The organism is Vibrio sp. McD22-P3 (assembly GCF_021568915.1).
Classification (GTDB): domain Bacteria; phylum Pseudomonadota; class Gammaproteobacteria; order Enterobacterales; family Vibrionaceae; genus Vibrio; species Vibrio mediterranei.
Map to the genome: position 1 here is coordinate 100,306 of NZ_JAKGTN010000005.1, position 26,958 is coordinate 127,263.

Below are 26,958 nucleotides of genomic sequence, written 5' to 3' on the forward strand. Positions count from 1 at the left end.
AGGTGCGTTTAACACACCTGCAAATCTACCTCATTATGTTCAAGAATATCTACTAATTCTTGAGGGGGCATCGCGTCAGTGTAAAATGCATCTACTTGAGAAATATGACCAAGATTGACCATAGCACCTCGGTTAATTTTGGTGCTATCTGCCGCAAGTATAGTTTGCCCTGAACAAGCAATTATCGCTTGCGCAATACGAACTTCAGAAAAATCAAAATCGAGAAGACTGCCATCTTCGTGTATACCAGAGATACCGATGATGCCGTAATCGAGTCGGAACTGCTCGATGAACTCTTTCGCCGCCTCTCCGATAATACCGCCGTCTTTATTACGAATCTGTCCACCAGCAACGATCACTGTGAAGTCATCTTTGACTCGTAATATGTTGGCAACGTTAATATTGTTGGTAACAATCTTAAGATCTTTATGCTCAAGCAGTGCCGTCGCTACCGCCTCTGTTGTCGTGCCGATGTCAATAAACAAAGAGGATGAGTTTGGTATACGCTTTACCAGTTCGTTGGCAATGCGGTTTTTTTCGTCTTGATACCGCACTTTACGTGAAGAGTAGGCTTCGTTTTCAGTACTAGAGTGAAGCGATGCGCCCCCGTGATGACGAGTGACAAGCCCTTGCTTCGCCAAATCATTTAAATCTCGGCGAATGGTTTGTGGGCTTACGCCAAACACATCCACGAACTCTTCAGTGTTCAAAAAGCCCTTTTCTGAAAGCATGGCAAGTATTTGTCTGTGGCGTTGGGTTTGCTTCAAAACATCACTCCAGTTCGAGTTCTTTTAAAATCTACTTAATAGTATAACTATCTGAAAGTTCACGGTATACCTCAAATAACGAAGTTCTAGTTTTCGCATTCAGAGCTTTCACATCTTCGCAAGGCGAGACGAGATCAGGAATTTGGTAAGTATGCATAGAGGCCGCAACAGCAGCTTTGACGCCGTTGTTCGAATCTTCAAATGCTAAACATGTCTCTGATTCAACCCCAAGTCTTTGCGCCGCCAAATGATAAATCTCTGGGTCAGGCTTGCCTCTAGTCACCTCACAACCCGTTGCTAAACAGTCGAAGTACTTATCTAAGCCTGCCAATTTCAGTTTAGCTTCAGCGACATTTCGGTGAGTCGATGTCGCCACAGCGAGAGGAATATTTTTTGATTTCAAGAAATCCAGTAGTTCAATTACACCATGCTTTTTCGGAATAGCTTGATGGAACACGACCGAATCATAGCTTTTTCGCCACTCATCATTAATTACCTTGTAATCAATAATATCCAGATACGCCTCACCGAGTTTGCTATGAATGGTCTTTGAATTGCATCCAATAATAGATAAATAGCTCTGCTCTAAGAAAGGTACACCGAGCGTTTGGCATGCCTCTTCAAAAATGCCTTTACAGACATTTTCTGTATCGAGAAGCAATCCATCCATATCGAAAACTGCTGCTTTAAAGTTCATGAACTACCTTACTTACCTTCAAAAAACGCCGAGTATAGCAGATTCCCGACTAAGAAAGGTCGAGCAGCCCTTTAATAGCTTATCCTTTTATTTTCCACCTAATGACGCTTTGTATGCTTGAAGGATAGCGCTCATCTTCTCAAAGTCATAATGTCCTAGCGCCACTTTTAAATCATTAATTACGTCCTCCGCGAGTCCGGCTTGAGACAAATAATCAACATCGCTCAATAACTCTGATACTTGCATATCAAAGTCCTCTGACAGAGCAATCAACTCATTAATTCGCTGCAGTTGCGGTTCGCTAAATGGAATCTCGAACTCTTGGGGTTCAGGGACACTTATTGATAAAGTGTTTTGGATTAAGCTCTCAACTGTACGTTCAAGTTGAGTGTTGAGCATTGTAACTTCTTGTTCAACCGAACCTCCTTGCTTTAGCTGTCTTTCTATTTGGTCACAAATTTCAGCAATATCAGCCAACCCCAAGTTGCCAGCAGCGCCTTTTAAAGTATGAACCTCAAACATTGTAGCTTCGCTGGTCTGTTCTTCTGAAGTACCTATTCTCATTCCGGAGTATTGTTCGATAAATCGTTGAATGAGTTTTTGATGCAGTGCCTCATTACCACCAGCTAAGCGCAGGCCTATTTCAGATCCAGCCAGTCTTTCAATGTCGAGATGATCAACTGAAGACTGTTTGCTTGGCTGAATCCATTTGGCCATCACTTGGAACATTTCTTCAAGAATAATCGGCTTACCAATCACATCATTCATTCCACAGGCCAACGCCTTTTCTTTATCATCGATCATCACACTAGCTGTCATAGCTATTACAGGAAGCTCAACTAGACCAAGTTCTTTTCGAATATTCCTCGTGGCTTCATAACCGTCCATGATGGGCATTTGACAGTCCATCAGTACTCCATCATAGATTTCCGATTGCAAGGAGGTCACGGCCTCTTGTCCGTTTTCCACCACATCAACAGAAAGTCCTTTCGATTGCAGTAACTCTCTTGCTACCTCCTGATTGATCGTATTATCTTCTACCAATAGAACTTTAGCGCCTTGTAATGATGCTAGTGCTCGCTTTAGTTCTTCGCTATGGCTTCGATAATGGCCTACACGTGGCGACTCATTCAATGCAGCTGCAATCAAAGCATCGTGCAATGTAGAAGCAGTAAACGGCTTTTCCAAAACACTGGCGACTTGAATATCAGTCTCTTCTAACGCTTCAATGATATCTTGTCGAGAATCAGAGCACAGAATGATCAGCTTTGCGGTTAAGACTTGGGGCGCACGTTCTCGCATGGACAAGATCGTTTCTATGTTATCGGACACTTCATTTCGCCATCCATAAAGAACAACATTGGGAATAGTTTTTCCCTGATTAAGCGCCGACTCAAGTTGCTCTAAGTCGCGATAGCTGTCCACCTTGCATTGGATTCTTTCCAGCTGGCTTAGTACCACTTGCTCTGATTCTTTCGAGCTATCTATCAGTGCTAATTTCTGACTCTGCAACTGAGCTGGATAAAACACCGTTGCGTTACTCTCTGAAACACCTAGCACCAGTGAAAAGCTAAAGCGAGCACCTTCGCCTAACCGACTCTCAACACTGACTTTACCTCCCATCAGCTCAACTAGATTTTTGGTAATGGAAAGACCCAACCCCGTCCCACCATATTTGCGAGTCGTGGATGAGTCTGCTTGAGAAAATGACTGGAACAGTGAGTCTATCTGCTCGCGAGTCATTCCAATGCCCGTATCTTTAACCGCGAAATTAATTTTGCACTCTCGCTCCCTCATCATCGCAGTTGATACCTTAACGCGTACTTCACCTGTCTCAGTAAATTTCACAGCATTGGAAGTCAAGTTCGTTAACACTTGTTTAATTCGCAATGGGTCGCCGATGAGTTGGTCGGGCACATCCGAAGCGACATCAATAATAAGTGATAGCTTTTTCTGTTTAGCACTGTCATCAATCAGGCTAATCACCTCCTCCAACACACTGTCTAAAGAGAAATTAATTGATTCAATTTCCACTTTTCCTGCTTCGATCTTCGAGAAATCAAGAATATCATTAATGATACCTAACAAGGCTTGAGCGGAGCTATTAACCTTGCTGATGTAATGACGCTGTTTGTTATCAAGTTTGGTCTCTAAAGCAAGGTGACTCATACCAATAATGGCATTCATCGGTGTGCGAATCTCATGACTCATATTGGCCAAGAAGTCGGATTTTGCCTGGCTTGCATTTTGAGTTTGGATATTACTTTCTTCCAACTCTTCGGTGACGATATGAAGCTCACGCTGTGATTTTCGAATCAGATAAGCAAGAAGAAGAATGGCCAAAGCAAACAAAATGCCGCCATAGGTTGTCATATTGGCAAGGCCCCTAGCTTCAGACATCTCATTAAATCGGCGATTTCTTATATCCAGAATGGCACCGTCGATATCAATAGCGGAATCCACCATCTGCTGTGCGATAGTACCTATATGACTCGACACTATTCGCAATTCTCCAAATCGCTCAAGGTAATTTTTAATTGCCGGTTCAAGTTCCTCAAACAGCACTTTTTCATCTAACTCTATTAATGAACCACGCAGTATGGAGGTGGTTTGCAGTCCCCTTTCTAAAACCATCACCACATTTTGAGCATGAATGGTTTTTGCTTCGGAAGACAAGGCCAGCGAAAAATCTCTATCGGTTTGCCTAGCACTGTCTAATTCTTGTATTAATTCAGTCACACTCTTCGATAGGTCCAGTCGTCGAGCCATCAAATTTTGAATGGCCGCTACTTTTGACTGAGCTCGCTCAAACACCAAGGTCTCGTTATTCCGTAGGTCCAACGCAGATTGTGCTAGGTCGAACGCAACACGACTTAAATCTGCCAAAGCGGGGTCATCTAGTCGAATTCCTTTCTTAACCTTATCACTTCGAAACACAGTCAAATTCTCATAATAAGCGCGTTCTAGTTGCTCCAACTCAACCAATAACTCCCGACTACGAGTGTCTTTGATTCGATCTTCCAAAAAATCCAAATAGCGCGATATTTTCTTCAATTCTCCTTTGCTAAGGTGATATTCCTTTAAATTTCCTGATACCAGAAAATCCTTCGCATGGTTGCGTGCTGACTCAACAGCAACGGAGAGCTGGAAAGAGGCCGTTGAGTTCCGGGAAATATCACTCATTGATTGGCGCAAGCTATCCACCAAGCGTTTATCTTTCTCAATATATTTTATCTGTAAGCTATGAAGAGCATCGGCGATAGAACTCGCTCGTTGAGCCGCCTCAACCATCTGTTCTCTTTTTTCGACTGACTCCCAAGACAACGCCACGTATCTTTGAAAATCTGCTCGATATTGAGTAATTTGACTGACTAGTTCTTTGGTCCCTGAACTATCTTCATGCCTTTCTAAATGAAACGTTTCGGACAGTTTCAGTGCTTCTGTCATATGAGAAAGCGCGACTTCCGACTCTCTCTCCGATAAGTCTCGGGTAAAGGAAAGCTCATGCAGTCTTGCTCTATCTAATGTAAGAAGCAGCTGCCCCGCACCTTCATACCGATCGACAGAACGAAACAACTTGTCTAGGCTGAACCACGCTGCTAAGCCGACACTGAGGAGCAGTACCAACACCACGAGAAAGCCAGCTGCAATTTTGTTTGAAGTTACGATGGAATGTTTAACGCTTTCAGAATTCATGTTTGTTGGTTACATCCTGTAATAGTGACTAGCGAAATTAATCAGCAAATGCACGTTTGATTTGTTCTATCTCAGGCTCCATACCAACAAAAGCCGCAACTAAGTCTGGCTGAAAATGAGAACCTGATTCTTTGCGCAGGTATTCGAAGGCATCCTCAGTCTTCCATGCTTGTTTGTAAGGGCGCTCGCTAGTTAACGCATCAAACACGTCAGCTATAGCAACGATTCTGGCGCTAAGAGGAATATCCTCTCCAGAAAGTCCTGACGGATAACCGCTACCATCCCATTTTTCATGATGACATTGAGCTATCTCTTTCGCTAAATCCAACAATGGTGACCGGTATGGACCCAGAATTGCGACACCATATTCCACATGCCGCTGCATCTCTTTCCATTCATGTTCGTCTAGTTTTTCAGGCTTCAACAACACATCATCAGCAATACCAATTTTGCCAATATCGTGCATAGGCGCCGCTTCAAACAATAACTCGACCCATTTAGGATCAGCGCCAATGTGCGTCGCTAACATTCGGCTGTAATGACTCATTCGTACAACGTGCATTCCGGTTTCGTTATCTTTAAATTCCGCCGCTCTTCCCAAACAGCTAATAATTTCTCTTTGAGTATCTTTGATGACTTGGGTGCGTTTCTGAACTAGCTTCTCAAGCTGTCGTTTTTGATGATGAAGTGATAAATGTGTTGCAACACGTGCTCTCACGATAGGAGGACTAACGGGTTTGATAATGTAATCCACAGCACCAAGCTCAAACCCTTTTGTTTCATCAGAAACTTCACCTTTTGCCGTCACAAATATCACAGGAATATCACTGGTTAAAGGATTTGCTTTGAGCTGCTCGCACACTTGATAGCCATCCATTTCTGGCATCATTACATCAAGCAAAACAATGTCTGGCCTGGGGACTTTTTGCGCAATTTTCAGGGCGATTCTGCCGCTAATCGCAACCTTTACTTTATAGGAATCTGTTAGAATCCCGTTCAGTACATCTAGGTTTTCTGGTGTGTCATCGACGACCAACACCGTAAACGGCTCTGTACTTTGCTCTACCTTACTCATCTCAGTCCAACCACTGTTATTATTATCAATAAAGTATTGTTTAGTTTGGATATATTGCAAATCTGAGTAGCATCAAATTCTGTAAATAGATGTCTTGAATTCCTGAAATCGCGTACAATCGTGTGAATTCATTTATCTGGTATGTTGTACATGGAAGTATTAAGAACCATCTTGGTAGGACTTATCGGGTCACTTCTTGGCGGTGTGTTACCGATACCGCTCGGTGAGCTATTTTCCGCGGCTCTCTTTGTTGTAATGTATCTGCGCTTAACCAAAACAGACGTAAGATTACCCAGTGCGATCCTCACTACGATTCAGATTATTCTTGGCCTGAGTATTGGTATCACTGTGCATACAAGTGAACTTATTGACTCTTTTTCACTGCCTTTATTTATGGGCTTGATTCTATGCATGTTGTCACAAACCACCGTGAATTTTTTCTGGCTCTATAAGCAAGAAAAATGGACGCCTTTTGAGTCCTTACTTGGCGCTATTCCCGGAGCAATGGCAGCAATTCTGGTAATCAGTGAAGAACAAGAAAAACCATCTCCCAAAATCATCTTTTCGCATTCAATCCGCTTACTTCTGCTAGTTGTCTTGGCGGGAATTGTTGCAACAACCGGGGAAGGAACGTCTCAGCTCAGCCAAACGGTTTCATTAGCACAAATCCCTTATCTTATTCTGCTTACTGTGCTGAGTTTTGTGTTTGGTAAGATCGTTGGAAAGATCGGTATCCCAGCCCCTTACCTGTTAACCAGTCTGATTGTTGCTGCGATGTTTAACGCTCAATTTTCGTCACTTCATTTGGTAGTACCTGAGCTATTTATTATGTTTGCAACAGCAATTCTAGGCGTGCTAATTGGCACCCGTTTGGCTCCTACATCATTAAAAGACGCCGTTGAATATTCTAGAGCTGGATTTATTGTAACTGCGCTGGGCGTCACCGTAACCTTAGTCTACGCCCTGATATTTAGTTACTTGACCAGCACAGATTGGGAAGTGTTATTGCTTGCTTGGGTACCTGGCAGCGTTGAAGCGATGACCGCAGTAGCTCTATTATTGGGTTTGGAACCCGCATTTGTTGCGATAAATCATGTGATGCGATTAATGATGTTGTATATGATGCCTGTGGTATTAAAATCGCCACTGCAAAGACTAAGTAGGATGTAAACAATGGCTAGGCCTAAAAAACAGCGTCGTATCTGCGGCCGTGCTCCCTTTGAATGTTTCAAACCTAATGGTGTACCACTTTCTGAGCTCGATAAGATGGCATTGTTACCCGATGAATTAGAGGCATTAAGACTGGCAGATCTCAATGGTATGAACCAGATTGATGCAGCGAAAGAGATGCAAGTATCGAGGCAGACTTTTGCCAACATAGTAAAGTCTGCCCGTTTGAAAGTCGCGACTTGCCTAATTAACGGTCAAGCACTCGTTATTAAATAAGAACCCGTTAAAGATTAGTGCTTTCTAGGCTCTTGTATTTGATACAAGGTTTTATGAGTTGTCGCACACTTATCTTTGCAGTCACATTCGCCATCGATGCCAGCACTCGCAAGTCCACCACAACTACCTTGAATGGCTTTTCGCTTAAACATCACACCAATAGCCATTAACGCAATTGCCGCCAAAAACGCAATAATAGCGAACAGTACTTCCATAATGTTACCCCGTCACTTAATCGATTTGAGATTCATTCTAATATGATGGACCGTACTAGGCGCGAGTTTATTTCGTTTCGGTTCGTGGCCAGAACAGCAAGTATTGTGTTTTGGCTTATTCACCCGGCCATAATCAAGTGATTCCACTTTATTTAGGGTATCAAAGTCGATATCGTCAATATGTGTTCTGACAGGTGCAGACCTGACATTGACGCCCGAATTGAACAAAGCTCCAAGCATTTTTTTGCCTATATTTCGAACCACGACGGTCTCTACGTCATATTGTTTGATGATGTCGAGCCAGTGTTTTTTGTTCCCGCAGCCACCTTGAGAAGCGTCAGGTAAGGTCAACCTATGCTGACTATTTTTCGAAGTATCAACCAACAAAATTTGAGGTGCTTTGGCGAAATGAGACGATATAGAATCATTATTGAATGGGATAGCAACGATCATAAGAGTTCCTCCATTTGAACAATGGTGCTTAAATTACTCCTATAATTAGCATATGCCAATAACTAAATTTGCAATATTAACATCTGTAAAATGAGAAACAGCGTTTTCCCAAGATCAAAAAGCCCCACCCTAGCAAATGAGCCTAACTAGGGCGGGGCTTGAATATAGAGACGAAGCTAGAAACTATTAAGCTTCACAATACGACTTAGCAATAGCGGCACCAAGACGAGCATTGTTTAAGACCAACTGAATGTTTGAATCAAGGCTGTTCCCACCTGTTAGTTCACAAACTCGAGCTAACAAGAATGGTGTCGATTCTTTACCAGCGATACCTTGCTCATCTGCTTCTGCCAACGCTTGCTCGATCGCAGAGTTGATAGTTTCCACTGGCATCGCGTATTCTACAGGGATTGGGTTGGCAATCACTGCACCACCAGCAAGTTGCATCTCCCATTTCGCTTTCAGCGCAATTGCGATCTCTTGTGCTGAGTCTAGGCGGTAGTCGATGCCATGCTCACTTTCACGGGTATAGAACGCTGGCAGACTATCGGTTTGATAACCAATAACAGGTACACCTTGCGTTTCCAAGTATTCACGAGTAAGTGCTAAGTCTAGAATTGACTTCGCGCCTGCACACACTACAGCAACATCTGTATTTGCAAGCTCTTGAAGGTCAGCAGAGATATCAAATGTTTCTTGAGCACCACGATGAACACCACCGATGCCACCTGTAGCAAATACACGTATCCCTGCCATTTCTGCCAAAATCATTGTCGCTGCTACTGTTGTCGCACCGTCTTTTTCGCCTGCCACCATAAAAGGAATGTCACGGCGGCTGACTTTGGTCACGCTAGTACCGGCTTTACCCAAATATTCGATCTGTTCTTTATCTAAACCAACTTTTAGGCGGCCTTTTATGATAGCAATAGTCGCTGGAATAGCGCCAGATTCACGGATTGTTTCTTCAACTAAAAGCGCGGTCTCTACATTGCGTGGATAAGGCATACCGTGAGAAATGATCGTTGATTCCAGTGCCACGACAGGTTTGTTTTCAGCCAATGCTTGCGCAACTTCAGGTTGAATATCTAGATACTTCTCTAACATGTTGATTCCTCTATTAAACGAGAGACTGCCTTTTCAGACATAATTGAATTAATTGTTGAACTGGATTGGAGTGCTAATCGGGCTGCACCAAGTGCAAACTCCACGCTCTGCTGCCAACCCCAGTTTTGTAGATAACCATGAGCAAGACCCGCCATCAGCGCATCACCCGCTCCGGTGACATTGTTTACTAGTGTTTTCGAAGCCGGAATAAACTCACCTTGACCCTCAACACTCGAATAGGCGCCCTCTTTACCAAGGCTGATTAGCAGACGCTTAACACCCAATGCGTGCAGTTTGTTAGCAACGTCTGGCAACTGATCCGGATGCTCAATCTTACAATCCGCCAAAAGTTCGGCTTCAGAAAGGTTTGGTTTTAAGGTGTGCACATATTCCAAATAAGGCTTTATTTTTCCTGCTTTAACTGATGACACAGGATCAACGAAAATTGCTTTATCCGCATGTGCGTGGAATAAATAATCCAGTGCCGACTCACTTAAGTTTGCGTCGAGCACAATGGCAGATGAGCGATTAAATACTGCAGCGCGTTTAGAAAGTTGCTCAACATTAAGCTCATCAATTAACGCCATATCGTTTAGTGCAAGCTGAAGCTCACCGCTCTGGTCGTGAATCGACAAATAAGTGCTGGTCGCTTTACCTGGAACGGTTAAACAATGGTCAACACCAACGCCTGCGTTTCGGCAAGAATCTAACAGCTGCTCGCCCCAAAGATCATCACCGATTGCACCAACAAACTGCACCTTACTGCCTAGTCGAGACAAGTTATCAGCAATGTTACGTGCAACACCTCCAGCTCCTGAAGTTAGTACACCAGGGTTAGAATCCCCCATCACCAAATCAGAACTTGAACGGCCACAAAGATCCATATTGGCACCGCCTATGACAGCGCTGAATCGTTCTGGAGCAATGACATAACCTTTGCCCTCAATGAAGCCTTTTTTAGTCAGGTTCATTATGTGGCCTGCAACGGCACTTCGACTTAAATCCAACATATCCGCAAGAGTATGCTGGGCTATCATTGGGTCTTGTTTGATTAACTCTAAAATCTGCTGCTCACGCTCAGTCATAAACACTTGTCCGGTTGTTCAAACTTTTGTTTGGATAATAATTTGTCAAATTACTCGAAGCAAACGTTTTCCACGCTCAAAGATTCAACTTGATAACGTGATCACAGATCATTGCCACTAGGCGCATATTCACTCCTTTACACTTTCAATCGTGAAATCCGTCACTTGAAGAAGTCTCCTAGTAGTGGCTAATATTACAATAACCATATAAAAACTAATGATAAGAAACGTATGGATTATATTGATTGTATTGCCAGCACCAACCGAGCGTTAAGTTGTCGAAACGGCATTGATGAGCTCTTCAAAAGCCTCAGAAAAAAACACCCTTTTCTGTCGAGATTGTGTGTGTCCGTTACCAGTCACGACCATCTCGAAAACTTCCATGTCATTGACCATCAAGACACCAGCGATTACTTCGATGTCATTTCAATCCATGCAGAGCATTGCCAACCACTGACAAAAATCATAGATAATCAAGAAATTCGAGTAGTTGCAGACCTCAACGAGCTTAGCCCAAACACGAGAAATGAGCGGCTAAGGAAACTAGGACACCGAAGTAGCTTCACGATGGGATTAAAAATAGATGAGCGCCATGGGGCGGTGCTTTTCTTTAATGCTACTAAAGCCGACTATTTTAGCGACGGCGAGCTGCATGCGGACTTATTGTTTGTAAAAGAGGTGATCACAAGCTTACTTTGTCATGATAGGTACAAACATCAAATGTTTTTGCAGGCGTTGCAATTGGCACTTCGCATTAGTCATAAACGCGACCCCGAAACTGCGGACCATCTGCAACGTATGAGCCTTTACAGCAAGCTGCTGGCCGAATTATTAGCAGTAAAGTTACCTGTCGATCACCGTTTTATTCAATGGATTGAGCTCTATTCCCCTTTTCATGATATCGGCAAATATCGTATTCCTGACCATATTTTGTTTAGCCCTCATCGTTACACCCCTGAAGAAAAAGCCATCATGGATAAACACGTCGATTATGGTGTCGATATTATTGATGAAGTGTTGAACAACATTGATGTCATGACCGCCTCCAGCGCGGAGGTCGCATTTCTTAAGAATATTATTTACTGCCACCACGAACGATTCGATGGCAATGGTTATCCTTGCAAAATTATGGGGAATGACATTCCACTCGAAGCTCGCATCATCACTATCGCAGACGTGTTTGACGCCTTATTGAGCAAGCGTAGCTATAAGCACGCTTGGACAATGGACGATACTCAAAACTATATTCGCCAAGAAGCAGGAAGCTTGTTTGACCCTATCATTGTGCAAATGTTAATGGATAACATCGATAAGTTTAGAGCTATCTATGAGCGATTTCCGCCAGAGCCTTTGACATCAGGTCAAGTGGCTTAACTTACTCCTGAAGCCGAACCGAATATACGGTCAAAATAGCTAAGTGGCGCAACGCGGGCTCCGGCCTTCCGTTGCCATTTAGTACTGTTAGCCACTAGCCATTTTTGCTGCGAGCCGGCAATAATCGCTTGGCTGACAGAGGCTTCACGAAGCTGATGTTCCATGGCGTACTCTTCTTGTTTTAACTCTAGTGGTGAAATGTCGGCGCTCAATGAGACACTGGATGCGAGACTCACCGACGCACAACTCACTATCCCGATATCCGCGGAAAATTGGCCAAAGAAATGACCGATACTGTCACCCACAACATCACCATCGTTGGTTCTCAGTCGACCGCCTGGTATCCAAGTCTCTATATGGTCGTACTGAGACAATATATGAGCAGCCTGGAAGTTATTGGTCACAACTCTTAGCTCTTTCTGATTACCTAACTTTTCCGCGATGGCGGCTATGGTGGTGCCAATGCCAAGAAACAAAGTACAGCCGTCCGGTATTAACTCAACCACTTGTTTTGCAATAATCTGTTTTTCACTCAAATTCGTTGCGCTGCGAGAGGCAAAGCTTCGATTCGTTAATGTTGTGGGTAAACTGACGCCACCGTGATGACGTCTTGCCAGACCTAACGCACAAAGTTCGTTGATATCACGCCGAATGGTTTGTGTCGTGACATTAAAGTGAGCCGAAAGCTCTTCAATTGTGCAATATTCCTGATGCTGAATAAGTTCGATAACGTTTTGCTGCCGCAGGCTTAAATTATGCATTGTTTTTGGTTCTACTTTTTCAATATGTGTTATTCGATTTTAACAACTGAGTGTTAGCTACCACTACGAGAAAACCGTTTCAGCTTGCATCAAATAAGAATGAGGTTCGTCAGTGATCATCATATCAACCCCCCATTTCCAGTGCGCTTCCACCAATTCAGGGAAATTAGGGGTGTAACAATACAATTGGTATCCGGCAGTTTTTACATGTTTGGCGAGCTTTTCCGTCAAAAAACGATAATCACAATGCACACTAAACGCCTCTAGTTCATTTAATACACTTAAAGCATTCTCTGGGATTGATTGCCACAACTGTCCACGGCGAATACTAGGTATTTTAGCTTTCATTTCCATAAGTGCTTGGGTATTAAAGCTAGAAAACAACAATTGCTCATAGGAAACGCCAACCTCCGCTACGACTGCAGCTATCTGTTGACATAGCAATTCAATATCATCACCTGAGTAGACCTTTAACTCGATATTTAAGCTAATGTTATGTTGCTGTACAAAACACAATGTCTCTGACAAGGAAGGAATACGTTCATTTCTATATTGTTCTCCGAACCATAACCCCGCGTCCAACTCTTGCAGCTTTTTCAGTGACAGATCAGCTACCTTGCCACTGCCGTCAGTACAGCGGTTTACCGTTTGGTCATGAATAACCACAGGCACTTTGTCAGCACTCAATTGAACATCAATTTCAATCCACTCGACACCCTGTTGAGCAGCAAGTTGAAATGCTACTAATGTGTTTTCTGGTGCCAGACTCGATACACCGCGATGCGCTGTTGTTTTCATGTTTACCTCATATGTTCATTTATTTTCACATGCAGCATCCCAGCCCTTTATGACAAGCGTATTGCAGTTAAAACCATCTTTGATGAAAACGAAACCTTTCAAATAAGTTCATTTAACTGTCACCTAAGCGTCATTTTCGTCGTTTAACTTTCACTTGAACAAATGGAGCAGATAAAACAACACAAGCGAACATTTGCTCTTGTCTTGTTGAACAGATACTTAAAATCATAAGGGAAAAGATATGTCTATTAAGCACCTCACGGCAATTGCGGCAACAATGGCAGTTATCAGTGTTCAAGCACACGCGAAAACCGAGGTTGAATGGTGGCACGCCATGGGTGGCGCTTTAGGTCAAAAGGTCAATGAAATTGCCGCCGACTTTAACGCTAGCCAATCCGAATACGAGATTAAGCCAGTGTACAAAGGTAGCTACGCAGAAACCATGACCAGTGCCATTGCTGCTTTCAGAGCAAAAGAGCAACCAGCAATCGTACAGGTATTCGAAGTAGGTACCGCAACCATGATGGGTGCTAAGCAAGCTATCTACCCTGTTTATGAGCTAATGGCTGATACTAAAGAACCATTTAACGCAGATAACTACCTTGCCGCGGTAACGGGCTATTACACTACGAACGATGGACAGATGCTGTCTATGCCGTTTAACAGCTCAACACCTGTGATGTACTACAACAAAGACATGTTTAAAAAAGCAGGTATCGAAGAGGCACCAAAAACCTGGAAGGAAATGGAAGCGGTCTCGCGTAAGCTGTTAGCGTCAGGAGCGAAATGTGGCTTCACAACCACATGGCAATCCTGGACTCAAATAGAGAACTTCGGTGCACGTAACAACATTCCTGTGGCGACTGAGAATAATGGCTTCGGTGGTTTTGATACTGAGTTTAAATTCAATGACGCGCCTTATGTAAAACACATCCAACAAATGGGCGATTGGTCAAAAGAAGGCATCTTCAAATATGGCGGCCGTCAATCAGATGGCATGCCTCTTTTTTACACACAAGAGTGTGCGATGACTATGGGCTCTTCTGCTGGTCTAGCGGGGATTAAAGAGAACATGAAGGGCATCGATGTAGGCGTTGCGCAGCTTCCGTACGATGATGACCTAATTGCAAAGCCACAAAATACCATCATTGGCGGTGCATCACTTTGGGTACTTAGAGGCCATACGTCAGAAGAATACAAAGGCGTTGCTAAGTTCTTCACGTATTTGTCGAGCCCTGAAGTTCAAGCAGATTGGCACCAGTTCACTGGCTACCTACCTATCACCAAACAAGCCTACGAGCTGACTAAACAACAAGGCTTCTACCAAGCGAATCCAGGAACGGATACTGCGGTATTGCAAATGACATCAACAACACCAACAGCGAACTCAAAAGGCATTCGCTTTGGTAACTTCCTACAAACCCGCGACATCATTAATGAAGAGTTAGAAGCCGTGTGGGCAGGTAAAGCGTCCGCTAAGTCTGCACTTAACAATGCCGTTCGTCGTGGTGACGAGCAGTTGCGCCGCTTTGAACGCACACAAAAATAATTGTCTTTGTCTTTTCGCCGTCATTTTCTAATTGAGAATGACGGCTCTTTGGTACACCGTATGTCATCACAAGTTGTTTTTAAAAATAAATGGCTGCCCTATGCGTTAATCGCACCTCAGCTAATTATTACCCTTGTCTTCTTTATTTGGCCCGCAGGTCAGGCTGTATTTCAGTCTTCTCAGTTGGAGGATGCGTTTGGCATCAGCCGTGAGTTTGTTGGTCTAGAGAACTTTACTAAGCTTCTCAACGATAGCTATTACCTTGATTCCTTTTTCACTACGATCCAATTTAGTATCAGCGTTGCACTGCTGGCATTAGTCAGTGCGCTCATTCTCTCTGCTTTTGCTGAGCATATCGTTAGAGGTGCCACGGTATATCGCACATTTCTCATCTGGCCATACGCGGTAGCACCCGTTGTTGCAGGATCTCTATGGCTATTTTTGTTTGACCCAACCATTGGGGTTGTTACCGATATTTTGAATTGGTTTGGGGTTAATTGGAATCCAACATTAAACGGAAGTCATGCCATGTGGATGGTAGTAATAACTTCAACCTGGAAACAGATCAGTTACAACTTCCTCTTCTTCTTAGCTGCCTTGCAATCGGTTCCTAAATCGTTGCACGAAGCTGCTGCAATTGATGGTAGTGGTCCGGTGAAACGCTTTCTAACGATTAGCTTTCCGCTTATTTCCCCAACCAGCTTCTTCTTACTCGTGGTTAACTTTGTTTACGCTTTCTTCGACACCTTCGCCATTATTCATGCAATGACACAAGGCGGTCCAAGTAACAGTACATCGACGCTGGTATACAAAGTGTATAACGATGGCTTTATCGGACTCGATCTTGGTTCATCAGCAGCACAGTCGGTAATTCTTATGGTTTTGGTAGCAATGCTGACCGTTATTCAATTCAAATACGTTGAGAAAAAGGTAGCGTACTAATGGTAGAAAGAAGACCTCTTTTCAATGTGTTTTGTCACATTATTCTTGTACTAGGCATTGTTTCTATTGCTTTACCGGTGTGGATCGCTTTGGTAGCGACGACACATGAGAACACTGAGTTTGCAACAGGCACACCGTTATGGTTTGGCGATCTGGGATTTAGTGTGTTCTCAGACCTGCTGAGCAATGAAAGTACATTTAATAACAACGCGCTTCCAATCACACACATGCTGACCAACTCTCTTATCATGGCGCTGTGTATCACCATAGGAAAACTGACTATTTCAATAACATCGGCTTATGCTGTGGTCTTTTTCCGCTTTCCTGGACGAATGATTGCGTTTTGGATGATCTTTTTCACGTTAATGTTACCGGTCGAAGTGAGAATCATGCCGACGTTCGAAGTCATCACTAATTTGAACATGCTTAACTCGTTTTCGGGATTAACCATTCCTCTCATCGCGAGTGCAACGGCAACATTCTTATTCAGGCAGTTTTTTATGACCGTGCCGAATGAGCTAGTCGAAGCGGCACGCATTGATGGCGCAGGTCCGATTAAGTTCTTTTTCGATATTCTGCTTCCTCTCTCACGCACCAATATTGCAGCGCTATTCGTGATCACTTTCATTTATGGTTGGAATCAATACCTCTGGCCATTACTCATTACCACTGATGCCCAGTACTACACCATAGTGATGGGTATTAAACAAATGCTTGGCGTCGTCGATGGCGTGATCGAGTGGAACAAGATTATGGCCACCACCATCATCGCCATGTTACCGCCAGTCATCGTGGTTATTGCAATGCAAAAAGTATTCGTCAAAGGCTTGGTAGATTCGGAGAAATAAATGTCAACGCTTACTCTTTCAAATATCGCTAAATGCTACCCAAATGGTTACCAAGCGATCCCTAATATCAACCTCGACATCGATGACGGTGAGATGGTTGTCCTTGTTGGCCCAAGTGGCTGTGGCAAATCCACCCTGCTACGTATGCTAGCCGGATTGGAAGAAATCAGTTCAGGTACTCTGCGTATCGACGACAACATCGTGAACGAGCTAGAACCCGGTGAACGCGATATTGCAATGGTATTCCAAAACTATGCGTTATACCCGCATATGACGGTATACGACAATATGGCCTATGGACTACGCAATCGCAAAACGCCAAAAGCGGAAATACAGCGCCTTGTCGGCCAAGCTGCGGAAATGCTCGAGCTCGATGGTTTATTAGACCGAAAACCGAAGCAGCTTTCCGGAGGTCAGCGTCAGAGGGTGGCTATGGGCCGCGCCATTGTGCGCGAACCAAAAGTCTTTTTATTTGACGAGCCCTTATCCAACTTGGATGCCAAGCTAAGAGTTCAAATGCGGCTTGAGATAAAACGCCTACAGCGTCGCCTTGGCACTACATCGGTATATGTTACGCACGACCAAGTCGAAGCCATGACGCTAGCCGATAAGTTGGTGGTACTCAATAAAGGTAATATTGAGCAAGTGGGCACTCCTTTAGATATTTATGACTATCCAGAATCTCTGTTTGTGGCAACCTTTATTGGTTCACCATCCATGAACATTCTCGACGCCAAAATATCCGCTGAAGGTATAGAACTAGGTTCATCGCTATTCAAAATGGATACCAAAGCTCTTAACCTTGGCTCAGTCAAACTAGGGCTGAGGCCTGAACATTTGACGCTAAACGACATTGACCCTTGGTTGCATGTAGAAGTTGAGCTCATCGAAGCATTAGGGGCTGATCTATTGCTCTATTGCATCACATCCGGAAGTGAGCCTCAAAAACTGGTTGTCCGTGTCGAAGGTCACTCTAAAATAGCCATTGGTGACCAACTTGGTATTGATGTTGATCGACAGCATCTTCATCTTTTCAGCAGTGAAACCTCAAAGCGCCTTCATTTCAACGATCACACTACTCTTCAGCAAGAGGTCATTAATGCCTAAGTCGTTATCTGCGTTATCGCCACATCAAGCGAGAAAGATCGAATGGCTGTTCACCGATGTGGACGATACATTGACTTGGGAAGGAGCATTGCCTCCCGAGACATTACTCGCCCTCAATAAACTAAGGTCGAGTGGGATTAAAGTCGTTGCTGTCACTGGCGCTTGCGCTGGGTGGTGTGACCAAATTGCCAAGCTGTGGCCAGTTCATGGTGTCATTGGGGAAAATGGTGCATTTTGGATGATGAAAAACCAACAAGGGTTTCACGTCCACTCACTACAACCGATGGACGAGATGAGAAGCAACCAGAAAATACTGTTACAGCGTCTAGAAACGTTACTTGTTCACTACCCTGGGATCGAGTTTGCTAATGACCAAAGTTATAGATTTTGCGATGTTGCTATTAACCTCGGACAAGACCGTGAACCTGTCGCAGACGATGTTAGCACACGACTACTCAATGAGATTCGCTCGCTAGTCGTTAACGGACAAAAAGTGAAAGCCACTCAGAGTTCCATTCACATCAATGTTTGGCTCGGTGAACACAGTAAACGGTTCAGCAGCGAACAGTACCTTAAAGTATGCGGTAACCAGAACGTATTTGCATTGGAAACACTGACCTACATTGGTGATTCACTCAACGACGAGTCGATGTTTGATTGGCTACCCATTACATTTGGCGTAAATAACCTAACGCCTTTGCTGTCAAAACTGCGGGCGAAACCCAGTTATATAACTAGTGGTAATGGTGGATACGGGTTTGCTGAATTGGCTCAGCAACTGGTCGAAGCTCGTCACAGTGCTTAACTTAGCGATAACCAAAAGGCCGTCTGTTAACGACGGCCTTTCCATCCCGACTAAATACCTGATTATGTTCGTTGCAGAAAGGTATTACGCCTCAGGTAATGACTGAGATTTCAGCACTGTCTCTTGCGGCTTGTCTTTCACCAATGACAGCAATCCAGTAATAACTAACGCCGCGATGCCCGACATTGTCACTGGTGACCCCAATATAGTTTGTACCAGTTTTGGGGCTTCTTTTAGCAAATCCGGTACCAGCATAACGCCTAACCCTAGCCCCAGTGAAATAGCGATAGTCATAATTCGGCGTCTATCTAGTGTTTCGCTTGCGATGATTTTGATGCCTGCTGCAGCCACAGTACCAAACATTACCAAGGTTGCCCCGCCTAACACAGGCTTCGGTATCGTCATCAAGATAGCTCCAAGTATTGGAAACAGACCAAGTAAGAATAAGATGCCAGCAATGAAGTATCCAATGTAACGACTGGCAATTCCAGTCAGGTGAATCACCCCATTGTTTTGACTAAAGGTGGTATTCGGGAAGGTATTAAACACCGCTGCAATCATTGAATTTATGCCATCTGCCAACACGCCCGCTTTTACTCGTTTTATGTACTGCTTACCTTCAATCTTCTGCTTTGAAAACAGACAGTTGGCAGTTAGGTCACCCGTCGATTCAATCGCGGTAATCAGATAGATAAAAGCAATCGGTAGAAAAGCTTGCCAATCAAACGCGAATCCGTACTTGAAAGGGATAGGAATACTCAGAAATGGTTGCGATGAAAAGTCTGGCATGGTGACTTTTCCCAACATCATCGCCACTAACCACCCGATCAATAACCCAACTAGAATCGAAGATAATCTCACCATGGTATTGCGGCTCAAATTTAAAATCACTATGGTTGCCAAAACTGCACCGCCTAGTGCTAAGTTAGATGCAGAGCCAAAGTCCTCGGCGCCGAAACCACCAGCGATGTCAGTAATACCCACTTTGATCAGCGAAATACCAATAGTCGTAATCACAATGCCCGTGACAACAGGAGTGATGACCGCTTTAAGTTTATCGATAAATCTCGACAAGATTATTTCAACAAAAGCACCGAAGAAACACACACCAAAAATGGTCGCGAGCATTTCATCCGGTTCTCCCCCGTTAGCCTTAACAAGAAAGCCTGCCCCCAAGACAGAGCCTAAAAAAGCAAAGCTTGTTCCTTGAACGCAAATCATGCCAGCACCAATTGGGCCAATTCGCTTCGCTTGTATAAAAGTGCCTACTCCTGAGACCATCAACGCCATACTAATAAGGTATGGGATATGGTCACCAAGTCCTAACACTCCTCCAATAATTAATGTCGGGGTAATAATGCCGACAAAACTCGCCAAAACATGTTGAAGTGCGGCGTAACTCGCGGCTTTGACCGAAGGTTTATCATCCAGTCCGTAGATTAAGTCACTGCTATGTTGCTGTTCCATGTGATTCCCTATGTATTTTTGATTGTATACAACTAAGACCACAAAGATTAAGCAATATGCATACCATTAATTAACCTTCTGTTTTCAAAAGATTTAGTCAAATTACATGCATCATATCGCACCACTTTCACCCGTCGATAGCTAGTATTGGTGCAATTTTCCGTTAAACACTGTAACAACTTATTCTTTGACTTACACATGTACGCTGATATTCTAGCGAACAGTTGTAAGCTTAAATGGAGTTATTGTATGAACACGGCTCACAAGCCCCCGATAATTTGGTTAAACGTCACGATTTTTCTTGGTACTTTTATCCTAGCCACAGTAGGCACCACATGGTATGGCGTGACACACGGTTATACCCTTGCACACTGGGTTTGGTTACTCATTGCCTTTGTATTTTGTGGTATGTCCATTACAGCGGGCTATCACAGGCTGTGGTCACACAAGGCATACGAAGCACACAATTCACTGAAATACCTATTTGCTATTGGTGGTGCCTTTGCTCTTCAAAATAGCGCATTGCACTGGTCTTCAGACCATCGTGTTCATCACAAACACGTCGACAATAACGACAAAGACCCATACTCAGCGAAGCGAGGCTTTTGGTACTCACATATCGGATGGATGCTTAGGGAGTATCAAGCCGCACGATACGATGATTATCGTAACTGCCGAGATCTTCAAAAAGACAAGGTGGTGATGTGGCAACACAAACATTATGTCGCCCTTGCCCTACTCACCAATTTCGGTATCCCAATTGCTCTAGGAGCAATTTATGGCGATCTGATCGGTTTCATACTAATTGTTGGTGCACTACGATTGGTACTCAGTCATCACACGACCTTTTTTATTAACTCATTAGCTCATGTTTGGGGCTCTCAGCCGTACACCAGCAAAAACACGGCACGGGACAACGGGATTTTAGCGTTTGTTACGTTTGGTGAGGGTTACCACAACTTCCACCATATCTTTGAGCATGACTATCGAAATGGCATTCGTTGGTGGCAGTTTGATCCGACTAAATGGTTAATACGCTCTTGCGCTTATCTTGGGCTAGCTAAGGGACTAAAACGCGTGTCACCTTATCGCATTGAGAAAGCGCGTCTGTTGCAAACCATGCAAACGGCCAAGGGCAAAATCTTCCAACTTCCCAACGCAGAGCAAATTCATTCGGTGATTGAACAAGAATTGCAACATTTGATCAGCAAACTGAATGAATGCGACGAACTAAAGACTCAACTTATCAAGTCGGCAAAATCCAATGTCAAAGAAAAGTATGAGCAAGCTTTATTGCGAGTGCGAATAGAGCAATTAGATTTAACGTTAAAAGAACAAAGACGTCGTTGGTACAGTATGGTTAATAACCCTAGGCTAGCGATCAGCTAATGTGGTAGTCAATTAAGTTGACACTGGGCGAGCATCATTGATGCTCGTTTTTTTTTATACTTTCAGCCGTATTTATCACATGGTTTTGCTATGAAAAAAAGCAACTTATGGCAGCTAAGCCAAGCGTCAATGGGCATTGTTCAATGGATAGGTCTCGCGATCATTGTTGCCCCTCTCATCCTATCCCGGACCAACAGCGCGCTACTCGTTGGTCAAGTGATGTTGATTTTAGGTTTAAGTGGCTTAACTGCTCCTTTGCTTGGTTCTATCGCCGATAAATACATGCTTCATAAACCTATGCACCTACTAGCACTCATATGTCATGCCAGCGCATTACTGCTATTACTTTTCGTTTCTACAACTCAATGGCATTACTGGGGTATTGCCTGTTTGATTGGTCTTGGCAGTAACCTCCTGCTTATTCTCAATCCAACGCTTGCTTTACGCTTAAATAGTTCGCCAAAAAGCCAGTCAAACGCACTGAAACACCTTTTCCAAATTCAAATGCTTGGGGTAGCCGTGGCTGGCGTAACCATTGCTTGTCTTGACTATTTGCAGCTACCCGTGAATATACAGTTGGGCACACTCTTTGCCTTCGACCTGTTGTTGATCGTCGTTACAGTACTTTATCCACCGAAGACCCTGGTCTCTATTACTGAACCTTATGAATTAAACACGAATTCGGATCGTAGCCATTCTAAAGTTGTTTGGTTTGGATTCGTCGTTTGCGTATTGATGTCTATGTTTGTGGGTTCAAATATGGTGGAGATGGGACCAGTCATTATTGATAAAGGGTTTGGCGTTAACGTATCGAGTTCCGCATTCGGAATGGCTATCGCAGCACTTGTCACTCTCGTCGCACTTACACCCGCAGGAACTTGGATGGCAACTCATGGAGCCCACTCCCTTTGGTTCATCACCGTGATAGTAAACCTAATTGTAGGCATCAGTATCTGGTTTATGTTCGGCCACAATATTATGGCGCTTTTACCGCTCTCTCTGATATTAATCTCCATTATCAATGGTGCGTGGAACGACATTTCTATTGCCGCTCTTGCGGACGAAATTAGCCCTTATCGACCTGCAACAGCGCAAGGGTTTATGGCAGCCGCCGTATCCTTAGGGTTCTCTATTGGTACTTACATCGTGGGGGTTCTGTTAGATCACGATAAGATTGCCAACGTGATGGGCTTTTTGGCGTTAAGCGGTCTTGTTGTTGCCATGCTTGCAAGTTGGGTACTAGTTAAACTGCCAAAAACCAAAACGCTGCCTATTGAACAGCAGCGCTTTGAGTCAAAAGATAAACAGTGCTAGAGGATGGACGTGGCGTTACGACCAGCTTCTTTGGATTGGTAAAGGGCTTTATCCGCGCGCTTTAGCCAATCTACATGATTATTATCTTCAGCGCTGCACTCGGTGATACCTAAGCTAATGGTGTATTGGAGTGACTGACCATCGAACTCTAAACAGAGCTCCTCTACTCGTTTACGCAACCTCTCTGCAAAATACGACGCTTGATCTGCTGTCGTGTCGGTGAGTAAAACGGCAAATTCCTCTCCGCCGTAGCGACCACACACATCACTACCTCTCGCAGCCTTTAACAGCTGCTGAGCTGTCTCTTTGATCACGTTATCGCCAGTGGCGTGGCCATAGTTGTCATTGACACGTTTAAAATGATCAATATCGAACATTACCAGCGTTGACGTACGTCCCGTGGTCTGTACCGAATTAAATTCCTCAATAAACTGTGATTCCCAGTAAGCCCGGTTAAACAGTCCAGTAAGTCCATCTGTGCGACCTAACTCCGTCAACTTCTCATTGGAGCGCTTGAGGTGCATTTTACTCTTAGCAATATCCGACACATCTTGCAGCATAATAGCAAAATGCGTGACATCTCCTTGGGGAGACTTAAGTGGCGTAATCACCATGTTCTGGTACATGTTGAGCAAGCCTTGTGAAACAGGTGAGAAGTTTTTGAATTCAAAGATAATTGGACGATCTTCCCAGTTTGAAAAGCCCCGAGTTTTTAGAGTTCCAGTCGATTCCAGTTTCGCTCTTAACCACTTTTCAGGAAGATTGGGATAACTTTCAAACAAGCACTTGCCCATAATGCTGTCTGCATTAATACCGCTATAGTTTTGCATGAAACTATTCCATGCACAGACATTGTATTCACGATCTACCACAATAAGACCCGCATCTAGCGTATCCAGCAACTGCATCGTCCAATGAAAGTCGGAAAGCTCGAGTGTCATAGTGGTCATTGTAAAAGCTCCATTTGACGGTGGATAATCTCCACGGATTCCACATCAAACATAAACAACACGGAGCAGAATAAGTCTAATGCTTCTGCATCATAGGTATATTCAATCGTAAATACGTTTTCATTAGCATTGAGCATCGAGTTTTCGGGACTGAAATCTTCTATTCTTAACGGTTCACGTAACGAGAACTCTAACCCTAGTTGCTCCGATAACGATACTAAGAAAGAAGAAACGAGGACATTCACTAAATTGACAACAATTTCATCGTGGGAAATTTCACCATCGTCATACCCTAAACGTCGTCCCACTTGTGCAACCGACTCACCCTCGATACAAACTAGTGCCTCACCATGTAAACCTCCACCTACAAACCGCTGTGCCGCAGCGCAGCTATTGTCACGGTTTAGGGTATCTTGAATCATCATGGTGAGCTCACTAAACGTCAGCTCGCCGACTCTAGGAACCGGAAGTAGAATGAACTCTTTAAGCTGTTCTGAAATCGTTGCAGCACCTGCCCCCAAAGCGATATTCGACGTTTCTTGGAAACGTTCAAACATCTGCTGTTTGCTAAATGACTGCTTTGAAGAATGCGCATGATGAATTGGGATCTGCAGATCATGAAATAGAGGGACTGCCGATTCTGCTTTTAACGGCTTCTCTATGAATGCATAAGCACCAAGATCGAAACAGCGTTGTTGAGTAATTTCTTGGATGTCGCCAGACACTACGACCACTTTGGTCTGATGGCTGAATTCTTGAAGAGCTGTGAGTACTTCAAAGCCATCCATTTCGGGCATCGTTAAATCAAGAAATAAAATATCAATGGTATCGCACTGCATTGTTTCAAGTGCTTGGCGGCCATTTTCCGCAAATATGATCTCACCATCAAAAGAGCTTGCGATAAAACCCGCTAGACTTCTTCTTGCTACCTTTGAATCGTCACATATAAGTATCCGCATGAATCCATTAATATTATTGATAATTGACTAACCTATAATAAACAGAATTCCATCTGGGATACCAGTATCAATTTGAACTAAGATCACATTTTCATTTTAAATACATCATACTGTTAAAGCATACAAAAACTAACTGAGCCAATGCGGAAGGTGCTGCGGTTTAGAGTTGATCAACAGGGGAATATAATTAATCACGAGCATCAACAGTTATTAAAACAAATCTTGTTGAGGGCTGTCGTCGTCTTCCAGTATTGCGTTTGTCACCGGTATTTTGCCTTGCATTAGCTTGCGGCGATAACGTTGACGACATAATTTAATGATATGAAGTTGCTGTGCGGTGGTAAAGCTCAACCAATTAAAACGCTCATCACGCTTACGCATGCATCCTTGACAATACCCTTTCTCATCAACTGTGCATACACGTACGCATGGACTTGGTACGGTGAAAAACTCTAGTTGCTCCATCGACATCCTTTATTCATATATTTGGACTACACTCTTTGAGCGAAAACAAACTTGGATAGTAAGAATAGTCTGATTTATGTGGCTTTTGCGAATCCAATATCACTGTTACGCAATGGTTTACACTTATCCAATTAAAAAACCACTATACTAAACATAACCTACTCCTGACAAAAAACAGTGTTTTATTAGTTAGGCTTGTCAATAATTTCATTCAGTTGGAGCAAATTATATGAAGATTTTTTCTAAGAAGTTACTTGCCGCAGTTGCACTTCCAGTATTAATGACGGCTTGTGCCGCGAACGACACTAAAGAGGAAGCGATGAAAGCTGTAACCGCACAAGATCTTCAACACCACAATTGGAACTTGGTTCAAATTGACGGCAACGCTATTCAAGTTGATGAACAGAACCAAACACCTCGCCTAGAGATCGGTGAAAAGATGACGGCAAACGGCAATGCTGGTTGTAACAACTTCTTCGGTCAAGGTGAGCTTAAAGATGGTCAATTCCGCATCGAAAAAATGGGGATGACTATGAAGATGTGTGCCGGCACAGCGATGGATATTGAACAAACGATGTCTAAGACGTTGTCAGATTGGAGCGATATCACCGTCACTAAAAACGGTCTTGAGCTAAAAGGCGCGGAGCACACACTTACGTTCGAATTGAAAGATTGGATGAACTAATTCCAATTACTTCCTACAGAAAACGGCACGCTACGTGCCGTTTTTTATTTTAAGTTTATTTAGCGAAAGAGTAATACCTTCAAACTGGCATCGTCATCTTTATCAGCAAACTCTGATGGATTAGCTAATCGCTCAATATAAGCAAGTGTTGGTGCTTCTTCTTTCATGCTGTCAATCAGAAAGCTTGGTGTAACACTAGGAGAGTTCACACACGCCATCACCTCACCTTGCTTATTCAACAGTTCAGGCAAACGTCGTAAGATCTTTTTGTAATCCTTAGTCAAGGCAAAACTCCCTTTTTGGAACGACGGAGGATCGATAACAATGATGTCATAGGGTCCGTGCTTTTTGATTTTCCCCCACGACTTAAAGATATCGTGCGCCATAAAGGTTACTTTAGACGTGTCATGGTCATTTAATCGGTGATTATCGCGTCCTTTATTTAACGACGCGCGCGCCATATCAACGTTAACCACATGTTCTGCCCCACCTTCAATTGCTGCAACGGAGAATCCACATGTGTAGGCAAAAAGGTTAAGGACTCGCTTTCCAGCAGCACGGTCTTTGACCCACTCCCGACCATTTCTCATATCAAGGAAAAGTCCAAAGTTTTGGTTGCGACCAATATCGAGTTGATATTTACAACCTAGCTCTGAGACAACTGGTCTTTGGTCAAGCTCACCCCATAAGACTTCTGTTGGTGCGCCATCACTGTACCGGTGCTGTAAGACAATCGACTTGCCTTGCACTTGTTGCCAAAGTTCGCTAGTTGATAAATCCTCAAGCCCTTGCGTGAGCACAGCCATAAACGTCTCATCAACGGGCTTGAACAAATTCACCAGCAACTGATTAGATGCCCAATCACAAGTTAATTGCTCCAAACCTGGCCAGCACTTTCCTCTACCGTGAAAAAGACGTCTTACCTCTGCATTGGATTGAGACAGCCCAATTGAGATTTGCTCAAAGAATACACCTAACTGGCTAGCTTGCATCGCCTCGTTTTCGCT

At 43.7% G+C, this 26,958-nt stretch carries 26 protein-coding genes; 11 read left to right on the plus strand and 15 right to left on the minus strand.

What is annotated here, in order from left to right; all coding sequences use genetic code 11:
- Positions 1-8: 8 nt before the first annotated feature.
- From L2W36_RS07485 to L2W36_RS07500, 4 genes are all read right to left on the minus strand, one after another.
- Positions 9-767 carry a DeoR/GlpR family transcriptional regulator gene (locus tag L2W36_RS07485; protein WP_038222536.1) on the minus strand — a complete coding sequence of 253 codons (759 nt, stop codon included), beginning with the start codon at positions 765-767 and terminating at the stop codon, positions 9-11.
- A 31-nt stretch (positions 768-798) separates the two neighbouring features.
- Positions 799-1,464 carry an HAD family hydrolase gene (locus tag L2W36_RS07490; RefSeq protein ID WP_236109708.1) on the minus strand — a complete coding sequence of 222 codons (666 nt, stop codon included), beginning with the start codon at positions 1,462-1,464 and terminating at the stop codon, positions 799-801.
- Between the two features lie 87 nt (positions 1,465-1,551).
- Positions 1,552-5,160 (minus strand): ATP-binding protein, encoded by a 3,609-nt coding sequence (locus tag L2W36_RS07495; RefSeq protein ID WP_236109709.1) that lies wholly within the window; start codon positions 5,158-5,160, stop codon positions 1,552-1,554.
- 37 nt (positions 5,161-5,197) lie between these two features.
- Complete coding sequence (locus L2W36_RS07500) at positions 5,198-6,235, minus strand: HD-GYP domain-containing protein (RefSeq protein WP_031494127.1); 1,038 nt, start codon at positions 6,233-6,235, stop codon at positions 5,198-5,200.
- A 150-nt stretch (positions 6,236-6,385) separates the two neighbouring features.
- On the opposite strand from L2W36_RS07500, the gene L2W36_RS07505 reads away from it, so the two are divergent.
- Positions 6,386-7,405 carry an AbrB family transcriptional regulator gene (locus L2W36_RS07505; protein WP_198557680.1) on the plus strand — a complete coding sequence of 340 codons (1,020 nt, stop codon included), beginning with the start codon at positions 6,386-6,388 and terminating at the stop codon, positions 7,403-7,405.
- Between the two features lie 3 nt (positions 7,406-7,408).
- Positions 7,409-7,681, plus strand: a complete 273-nt coding sequence (locus L2W36_RS07510) for a DUF134 domain-containing protein (protein WP_236109710.1) — start codon at positions 7,409-7,411, stop codon at positions 7,679-7,681.
- A gap of 14 nt (positions 7,682-7,695) precedes the next feature.
- Here the strand turns inward: L2W36_RS07510 and nqrM are convergent, their stop codons facing one another.
- From nqrM to L2W36_RS07530, 4 genes are all read right to left on the minus strand, one after another.
- Positions 7,696-7,896, minus strand: a complete 201-nt coding sequence (gene nqrM / locus L2W36_RS07515; RefSeq protein WP_006072254.1) for a (Na+)-NQR maturation NqrM — start codon at positions 7,894-7,896, stop codon at positions 7,696-7,698.
- Between the two features lie 12 nt (positions 7,897-7,908).
- Positions 7,909-8,349 (minus strand): NifB/NifX family molybdenum-iron cluster-binding protein, encoded by a 441-nt coding sequence (locus L2W36_RS07520; RefSeq protein ID WP_006072252.1) that lies wholly within the window; start codon positions 8,347-8,349, stop codon positions 7,909-7,911.
- 186 nt (positions 8,350-8,535) lie between these two features.
- Positions 8,536-9,453, minus strand: a complete 918-nt coding sequence (locus tag L2W36_RS07525; RefSeq protein ID WP_006072250.1) for a pseudouridine-5'-phosphate glycosidase — start codon at positions 9,451-9,453, stop codon at positions 8,536-8,538.
- Positions 9,447-10,538, minus strand: a complete 1,092-nt coding sequence (locus tag L2W36_RS07530) for a PfkB family carbohydrate kinase (protein ID WP_236109711.1) — start codon at positions 10,536-10,538, stop codon at positions 9,447-9,449. The genes L2W36_RS07525 and L2W36_RS07530 overlap by 7 nt, the downstream gene beginning before the upstream one ends.
- Before the next feature lie 231 nt (positions 10,539-10,769).
- Here L2W36_RS07530 and L2W36_RS07535 point away from each other — a divergent pair, with 231 nt between their 5' ends.
- Positions 10,770-11,912, plus strand: a complete 1,143-nt coding sequence (locus tag L2W36_RS07535; RefSeq protein ID WP_006072246.1) for an HD-GYP domain-containing protein — start codon at positions 10,770-10,772, stop codon at positions 11,910-11,912.
- Here L2W36_RS07535 and L2W36_RS07540 read toward each other — a convergent pair.
- Entirely contained in the window at positions 11,909-12,673 is a 765-nt protein-coding gene (locus L2W36_RS07540) for a DeoR/GlpR family DNA-binding transcription regulator (RefSeq protein WP_031493606.1), read from the minus strand. The two genes, L2W36_RS07535 and L2W36_RS07540, sit on opposite strands and share 4 nt — an antisense overlap.
- A gap of 63 nt (positions 12,674-12,736) precedes the next feature.
- Positions 12,737-13,471 carry a glycerophosphoryl diester phosphodiesterase gene (locus L2W36_RS07545; RefSeq protein ID WP_062461069.1) on the minus strand — a complete coding sequence of 245 codons (735 nt, stop codon included), beginning with the start codon at positions 13,469-13,471 and terminating at the stop codon, positions 12,737-12,739.
- Positions 13,472-13,712: 241 nt separating this feature from the next.
- Here L2W36_RS07545 and ugpB point away from each other — a divergent pair, with 241 nt between their 5' ends.
- Genes ugpB through L2W36_RS07570 form a run of 5 tightly spaced genes read left to right on the plus strand, consistent with a single transcriptional unit; the run spans position 13,713 to position 18,722 of the window.
- Positions 13,713-15,020, plus strand: coding sequence for a sn-glycerol-3-phosphate ABC transporter substrate-binding protein UgpB (ugpB, locus tag L2W36_RS07550; protein WP_236109712.1), 1,308 nt, complete (start codon positions 13,713-13,715; stop codon positions 15,018-15,020).
- A 60-nt stretch (positions 15,021-15,080) separates the two neighbouring features.
- Entirely contained in the window at positions 15,081-15,962 is an 882-nt protein-coding gene (gene ugpA / locus L2W36_RS07555) for a sn-glycerol-3-phosphate ABC transporter permease UgpA (RefSeq protein WP_006072238.1), read from the plus strand.
- A complete protein-coding gene (ugpE, locus tag L2W36_RS07560) occupies positions 15,962-16,810 on the plus strand; it encodes a sn-glycerol-3-phosphate ABC transporter permease UgpE (RefSeq protein ID WP_006072237.1) in 849 nt (282 codons plus the stop codon). The genes ugpA and ugpE overlap by 1 nt, the downstream gene beginning before the upstream one ends.
- Positions 16,811-17,917: a sn-glycerol-3-phosphate import ATP-binding protein UgpC gene (locus L2W36_RS07565; RefSeq protein WP_236109713.1), complete on the plus strand. Its 1,107-nt coding sequence runs from the start codon at positions 16,811-16,813 to the stop codon at positions 17,915-17,917.
- On the plus strand, positions 17,910-18,722 hold the full coding sequence (locus tag L2W36_RS07570; protein WP_236109714.1) for an HAD-IIB family hydrolase: 813 nt from the start codon (positions 17,910-17,912) through the stop codon (positions 18,720-18,722). Before L2W36_RS07565 ends, L2W36_RS07570 begins: the two co-directional genes overlap by 8 nt.
- 84 nt (positions 18,723-18,806) lie before the next feature.
- Here the strand turns inward: L2W36_RS07570 and L2W36_RS07575 are convergent, their stop codons facing one another.
- Positions 18,807-20,189, minus strand: a complete 1,383-nt coding sequence (locus L2W36_RS07575; RefSeq protein WP_236109715.1) for a nucleobase:cation symporter-2 family protein — start codon at positions 20,187-20,189, stop codon at positions 18,807-18,809.
- Between the two features lie 249 nt (positions 20,190-20,438).
- Between L2W36_RS07575 and L2W36_RS07580 the strand changes: the two genes are divergently transcribed.
- On the plus strand, positions 20,439-21,578 hold the full coding sequence (locus L2W36_RS07580; RefSeq protein ID WP_236109716.1) for an acyl-CoA desaturase: 1,140 nt from the start codon (positions 20,439-20,441) through the stop codon (positions 21,576-21,578).
- 90 nt (positions 21,579-21,668) lie between these two features.
- On the plus strand, positions 21,669-22,892 hold the full coding sequence (locus L2W36_RS07585; RefSeq protein ID WP_236109717.1) for an MFS transporter: 1,224 nt from the start codon (positions 21,669-21,671) through the stop codon (positions 22,890-22,892).
- Here the strand turns inward: L2W36_RS07585 and L2W36_RS07590 are convergent.
- The 3 genes from L2W36_RS07590 to L2W36_RS07600 form a co-directional block, all read right to left on the minus strand.
- Positions 22,889-23,842 (minus strand): sensor domain-containing diguanylate cyclase, encoded by a 954-nt coding sequence (locus L2W36_RS07590; RefSeq protein WP_006072227.1) that lies wholly within the window; start codon positions 23,840-23,842, stop codon positions 22,889-22,891. The two genes, L2W36_RS07585 and L2W36_RS07590, sit on opposite strands and share 4 nt — an antisense overlap.
- Entirely contained in the window at positions 23,839-24,801 is a 963-nt protein-coding gene (locus tag L2W36_RS07595; protein ID WP_236109718.1) for a response regulator, read from the minus strand. The genes L2W36_RS07590 and L2W36_RS07595 overlap by 4 nt, the downstream gene beginning before the upstream one ends.
- 210 nt (positions 24,802-25,011) lie before the next feature.
- Complete coding sequence (locus tag L2W36_RS07600; protein WP_006072224.1) at positions 25,012-25,266, minus strand: DUF1289 domain-containing protein; 255 nt, start codon at positions 25,264-25,266, stop codon at positions 25,012-25,014.
- 229 nt (positions 25,267-25,495) lie between these two features.
- Here L2W36_RS07600 and L2W36_RS07605 point away from each other — a divergent pair, with 229 nt between their 5' ends.
- Positions 25,496-25,951 carry an META domain-containing protein gene (locus tag L2W36_RS07605; RefSeq protein WP_006072222.1) on the plus strand — a complete coding sequence of 152 codons (456 nt, stop codon included), beginning with the start codon at positions 25,496-25,498 and terminating at the stop codon, positions 25,949-25,951.
- Positions 25,952-26,010: 59 nt separating this feature from the next.
- Here the strand turns inward: L2W36_RS07605 and L2W36_RS07610 are convergent, their stop codons facing one another.
- Positions 26,011-26,943, minus strand: a complete 933-nt coding sequence (locus L2W36_RS07610) for a class I SAM-dependent methyltransferase (protein ID WP_038222543.1) — start codon at positions 26,941-26,943, stop codon at positions 26,011-26,013.
- Positions 26,944-26,958: the final 15 nt, after the last annotated feature.

Coding starts and splice junctions, on each gene's coding strand:
- L2W36_RS07490 (WP_236109708.1), bottom strand. CDS start 1,464: ATGAACTTTAAAGCAGCAGTTTTCGATATGGATGGATTGCTTCTCGAT.
- L2W36_RS07495 (WP_236109709.1), bottom strand. CDS start 5,160: ATGAATTCTGAAAGCGTTAAACATTCCATCGTAACTTCAAACAAAATT.
- L2W36_RS07500 (WP_031494127.1), bottom strand. CDS start 6,235: ATGAGTAAGGTAGAGCAAAGTACAGAGCCGTTTACGGTGTTGGTCGTC.
- L2W36_RS07505 (WP_198557680.1), top strand. CDS start 6,386: ATGGAAGTATTAAGAACCATCTTGGTAGGACTTATCGGGTCACTTCTT.
- L2W36_RS07510 (WP_236109710.1), top strand. CDS start 7,409: ATGGCTAGGCCTAAAAAACAGCGTCGTATCTGCGGCCGTGCTCCCTTT.
- nqrM (WP_006072254.1), bottom strand. CDS start 7,896: ATGGAAGTACTGTTCGCTATTATTGCGTTTTTGGCGGCAATTGCGTTA.
- L2W36_RS07520 (WP_006072252.1), bottom strand. CDS start 8,349: ATGATCGTTGCTATCCCATTCAATAATGATTCTATATCGTCTCATTTC.
- L2W36_RS07525 (WP_006072250.1), bottom strand. CDS start 9,453: ATGTTAGAGAAGTATCTAGATATTCAACCTGAAGTTGCGCAAGCATTG.
- L2W36_RS07530 (WP_236109711.1), bottom strand. CDS start 10,538: ATGACTGAGCGTGAGCAGCAGATTTTAGAGTTAATCAAACAAGACCCA.
- L2W36_RS07535 (WP_006072246.1), top strand. CDS start 10,770: ATGGATTATATTGATTGTATTGCCAGCACCAACCGAGCGTTAAGTTGT.
- L2W36_RS07540 (WP_031493606.1), bottom strand. CDS start 12,673: ATGCATAATTTAAGCCTGCGGCAGCAAAACGTTATCGAACTTATTCAG.
- L2W36_RS07545 (WP_062461069.1), bottom strand. CDS start 13,471: ATGAAAACAACAGCGCATCGCGGTGTATCGAGTCTGGCACCAGAAAAC.
- ugpB (WP_236109712.1), top strand. CDS start 13,713: ATGTCTATTAAGCACCTCACGGCAATTGCGGCAACAATGGCAGTTATC.
- ugpA (WP_006072238.1), top strand. CDS start 15,081: ATGTCATCACAAGTTGTTTTTAAAAATAAATGGCTGCCCTATGCGTTA.
- ugpE (WP_006072237.1), top strand. CDS start 15,962: ATGGTAGAAAGAAGACCTCTTTTCAATGTGTTTTGTCACATTATTCTT.
- L2W36_RS07565 (WP_236109713.1), top strand. CDS start 16,811: ATGTCAACGCTTACTCTTTCAAATATCGCTAAATGCTACCCAAATGGT.
- L2W36_RS07570 (WP_236109714.1), top strand. CDS start 17,910: ATGCCTAAGTCGTTATCTGCGTTATCGCCACATCAAGCGAGAAAGATC.
- L2W36_RS07575 (WP_236109715.1), bottom strand. CDS start 20,189: ATGGAACAGCAACATAGCAGTGACTTAATCTACGGACTGGATGATAAA.
- L2W36_RS07580 (WP_236109716.1), top strand. CDS start 20,439: ATGAACACGGCTCACAAGCCCCCGATAATTTGGTTAAACGTCACGATT.
- L2W36_RS07585 (WP_236109717.1), top strand. CDS start 21,669: ATGAAAAAAAGCAACTTATGGCAGCTAAGCCAAGCGTCAATGGGCATT.
- L2W36_RS07590 (WP_006072227.1), bottom strand. CDS start 23,842: ATGACCACTATGACACTCGAGCTTTCCGACTTTCATTGGACGATGCAG.
- L2W36_RS07595 (WP_236109718.1), bottom strand. CDS start 24,801: ATGCGGATACTTATATGTGACGATTCAAAGGTAGCAAGAAGAAGTCTA.
- L2W36_RS07600 (WP_006072224.1), bottom strand. CDS start 25,266: ATGGAGCAACTAGAGTTTTTCACCGTACCAAGTCCATGCGTACGTGTA.
- L2W36_RS07605 (WP_006072222.1), top strand. CDS start 25,496: ATGAAGATTTTTTCTAAGAAGTTACTTGCCGCAGTTGCACTTCCAGTA.
- L2W36_RS07610 (WP_038222543.1), bottom strand. CDS start 26,943: ATGCAAGCTAGCCAGTTAGGTGTATTCTTTGAGCAAATCTCAATTGGG.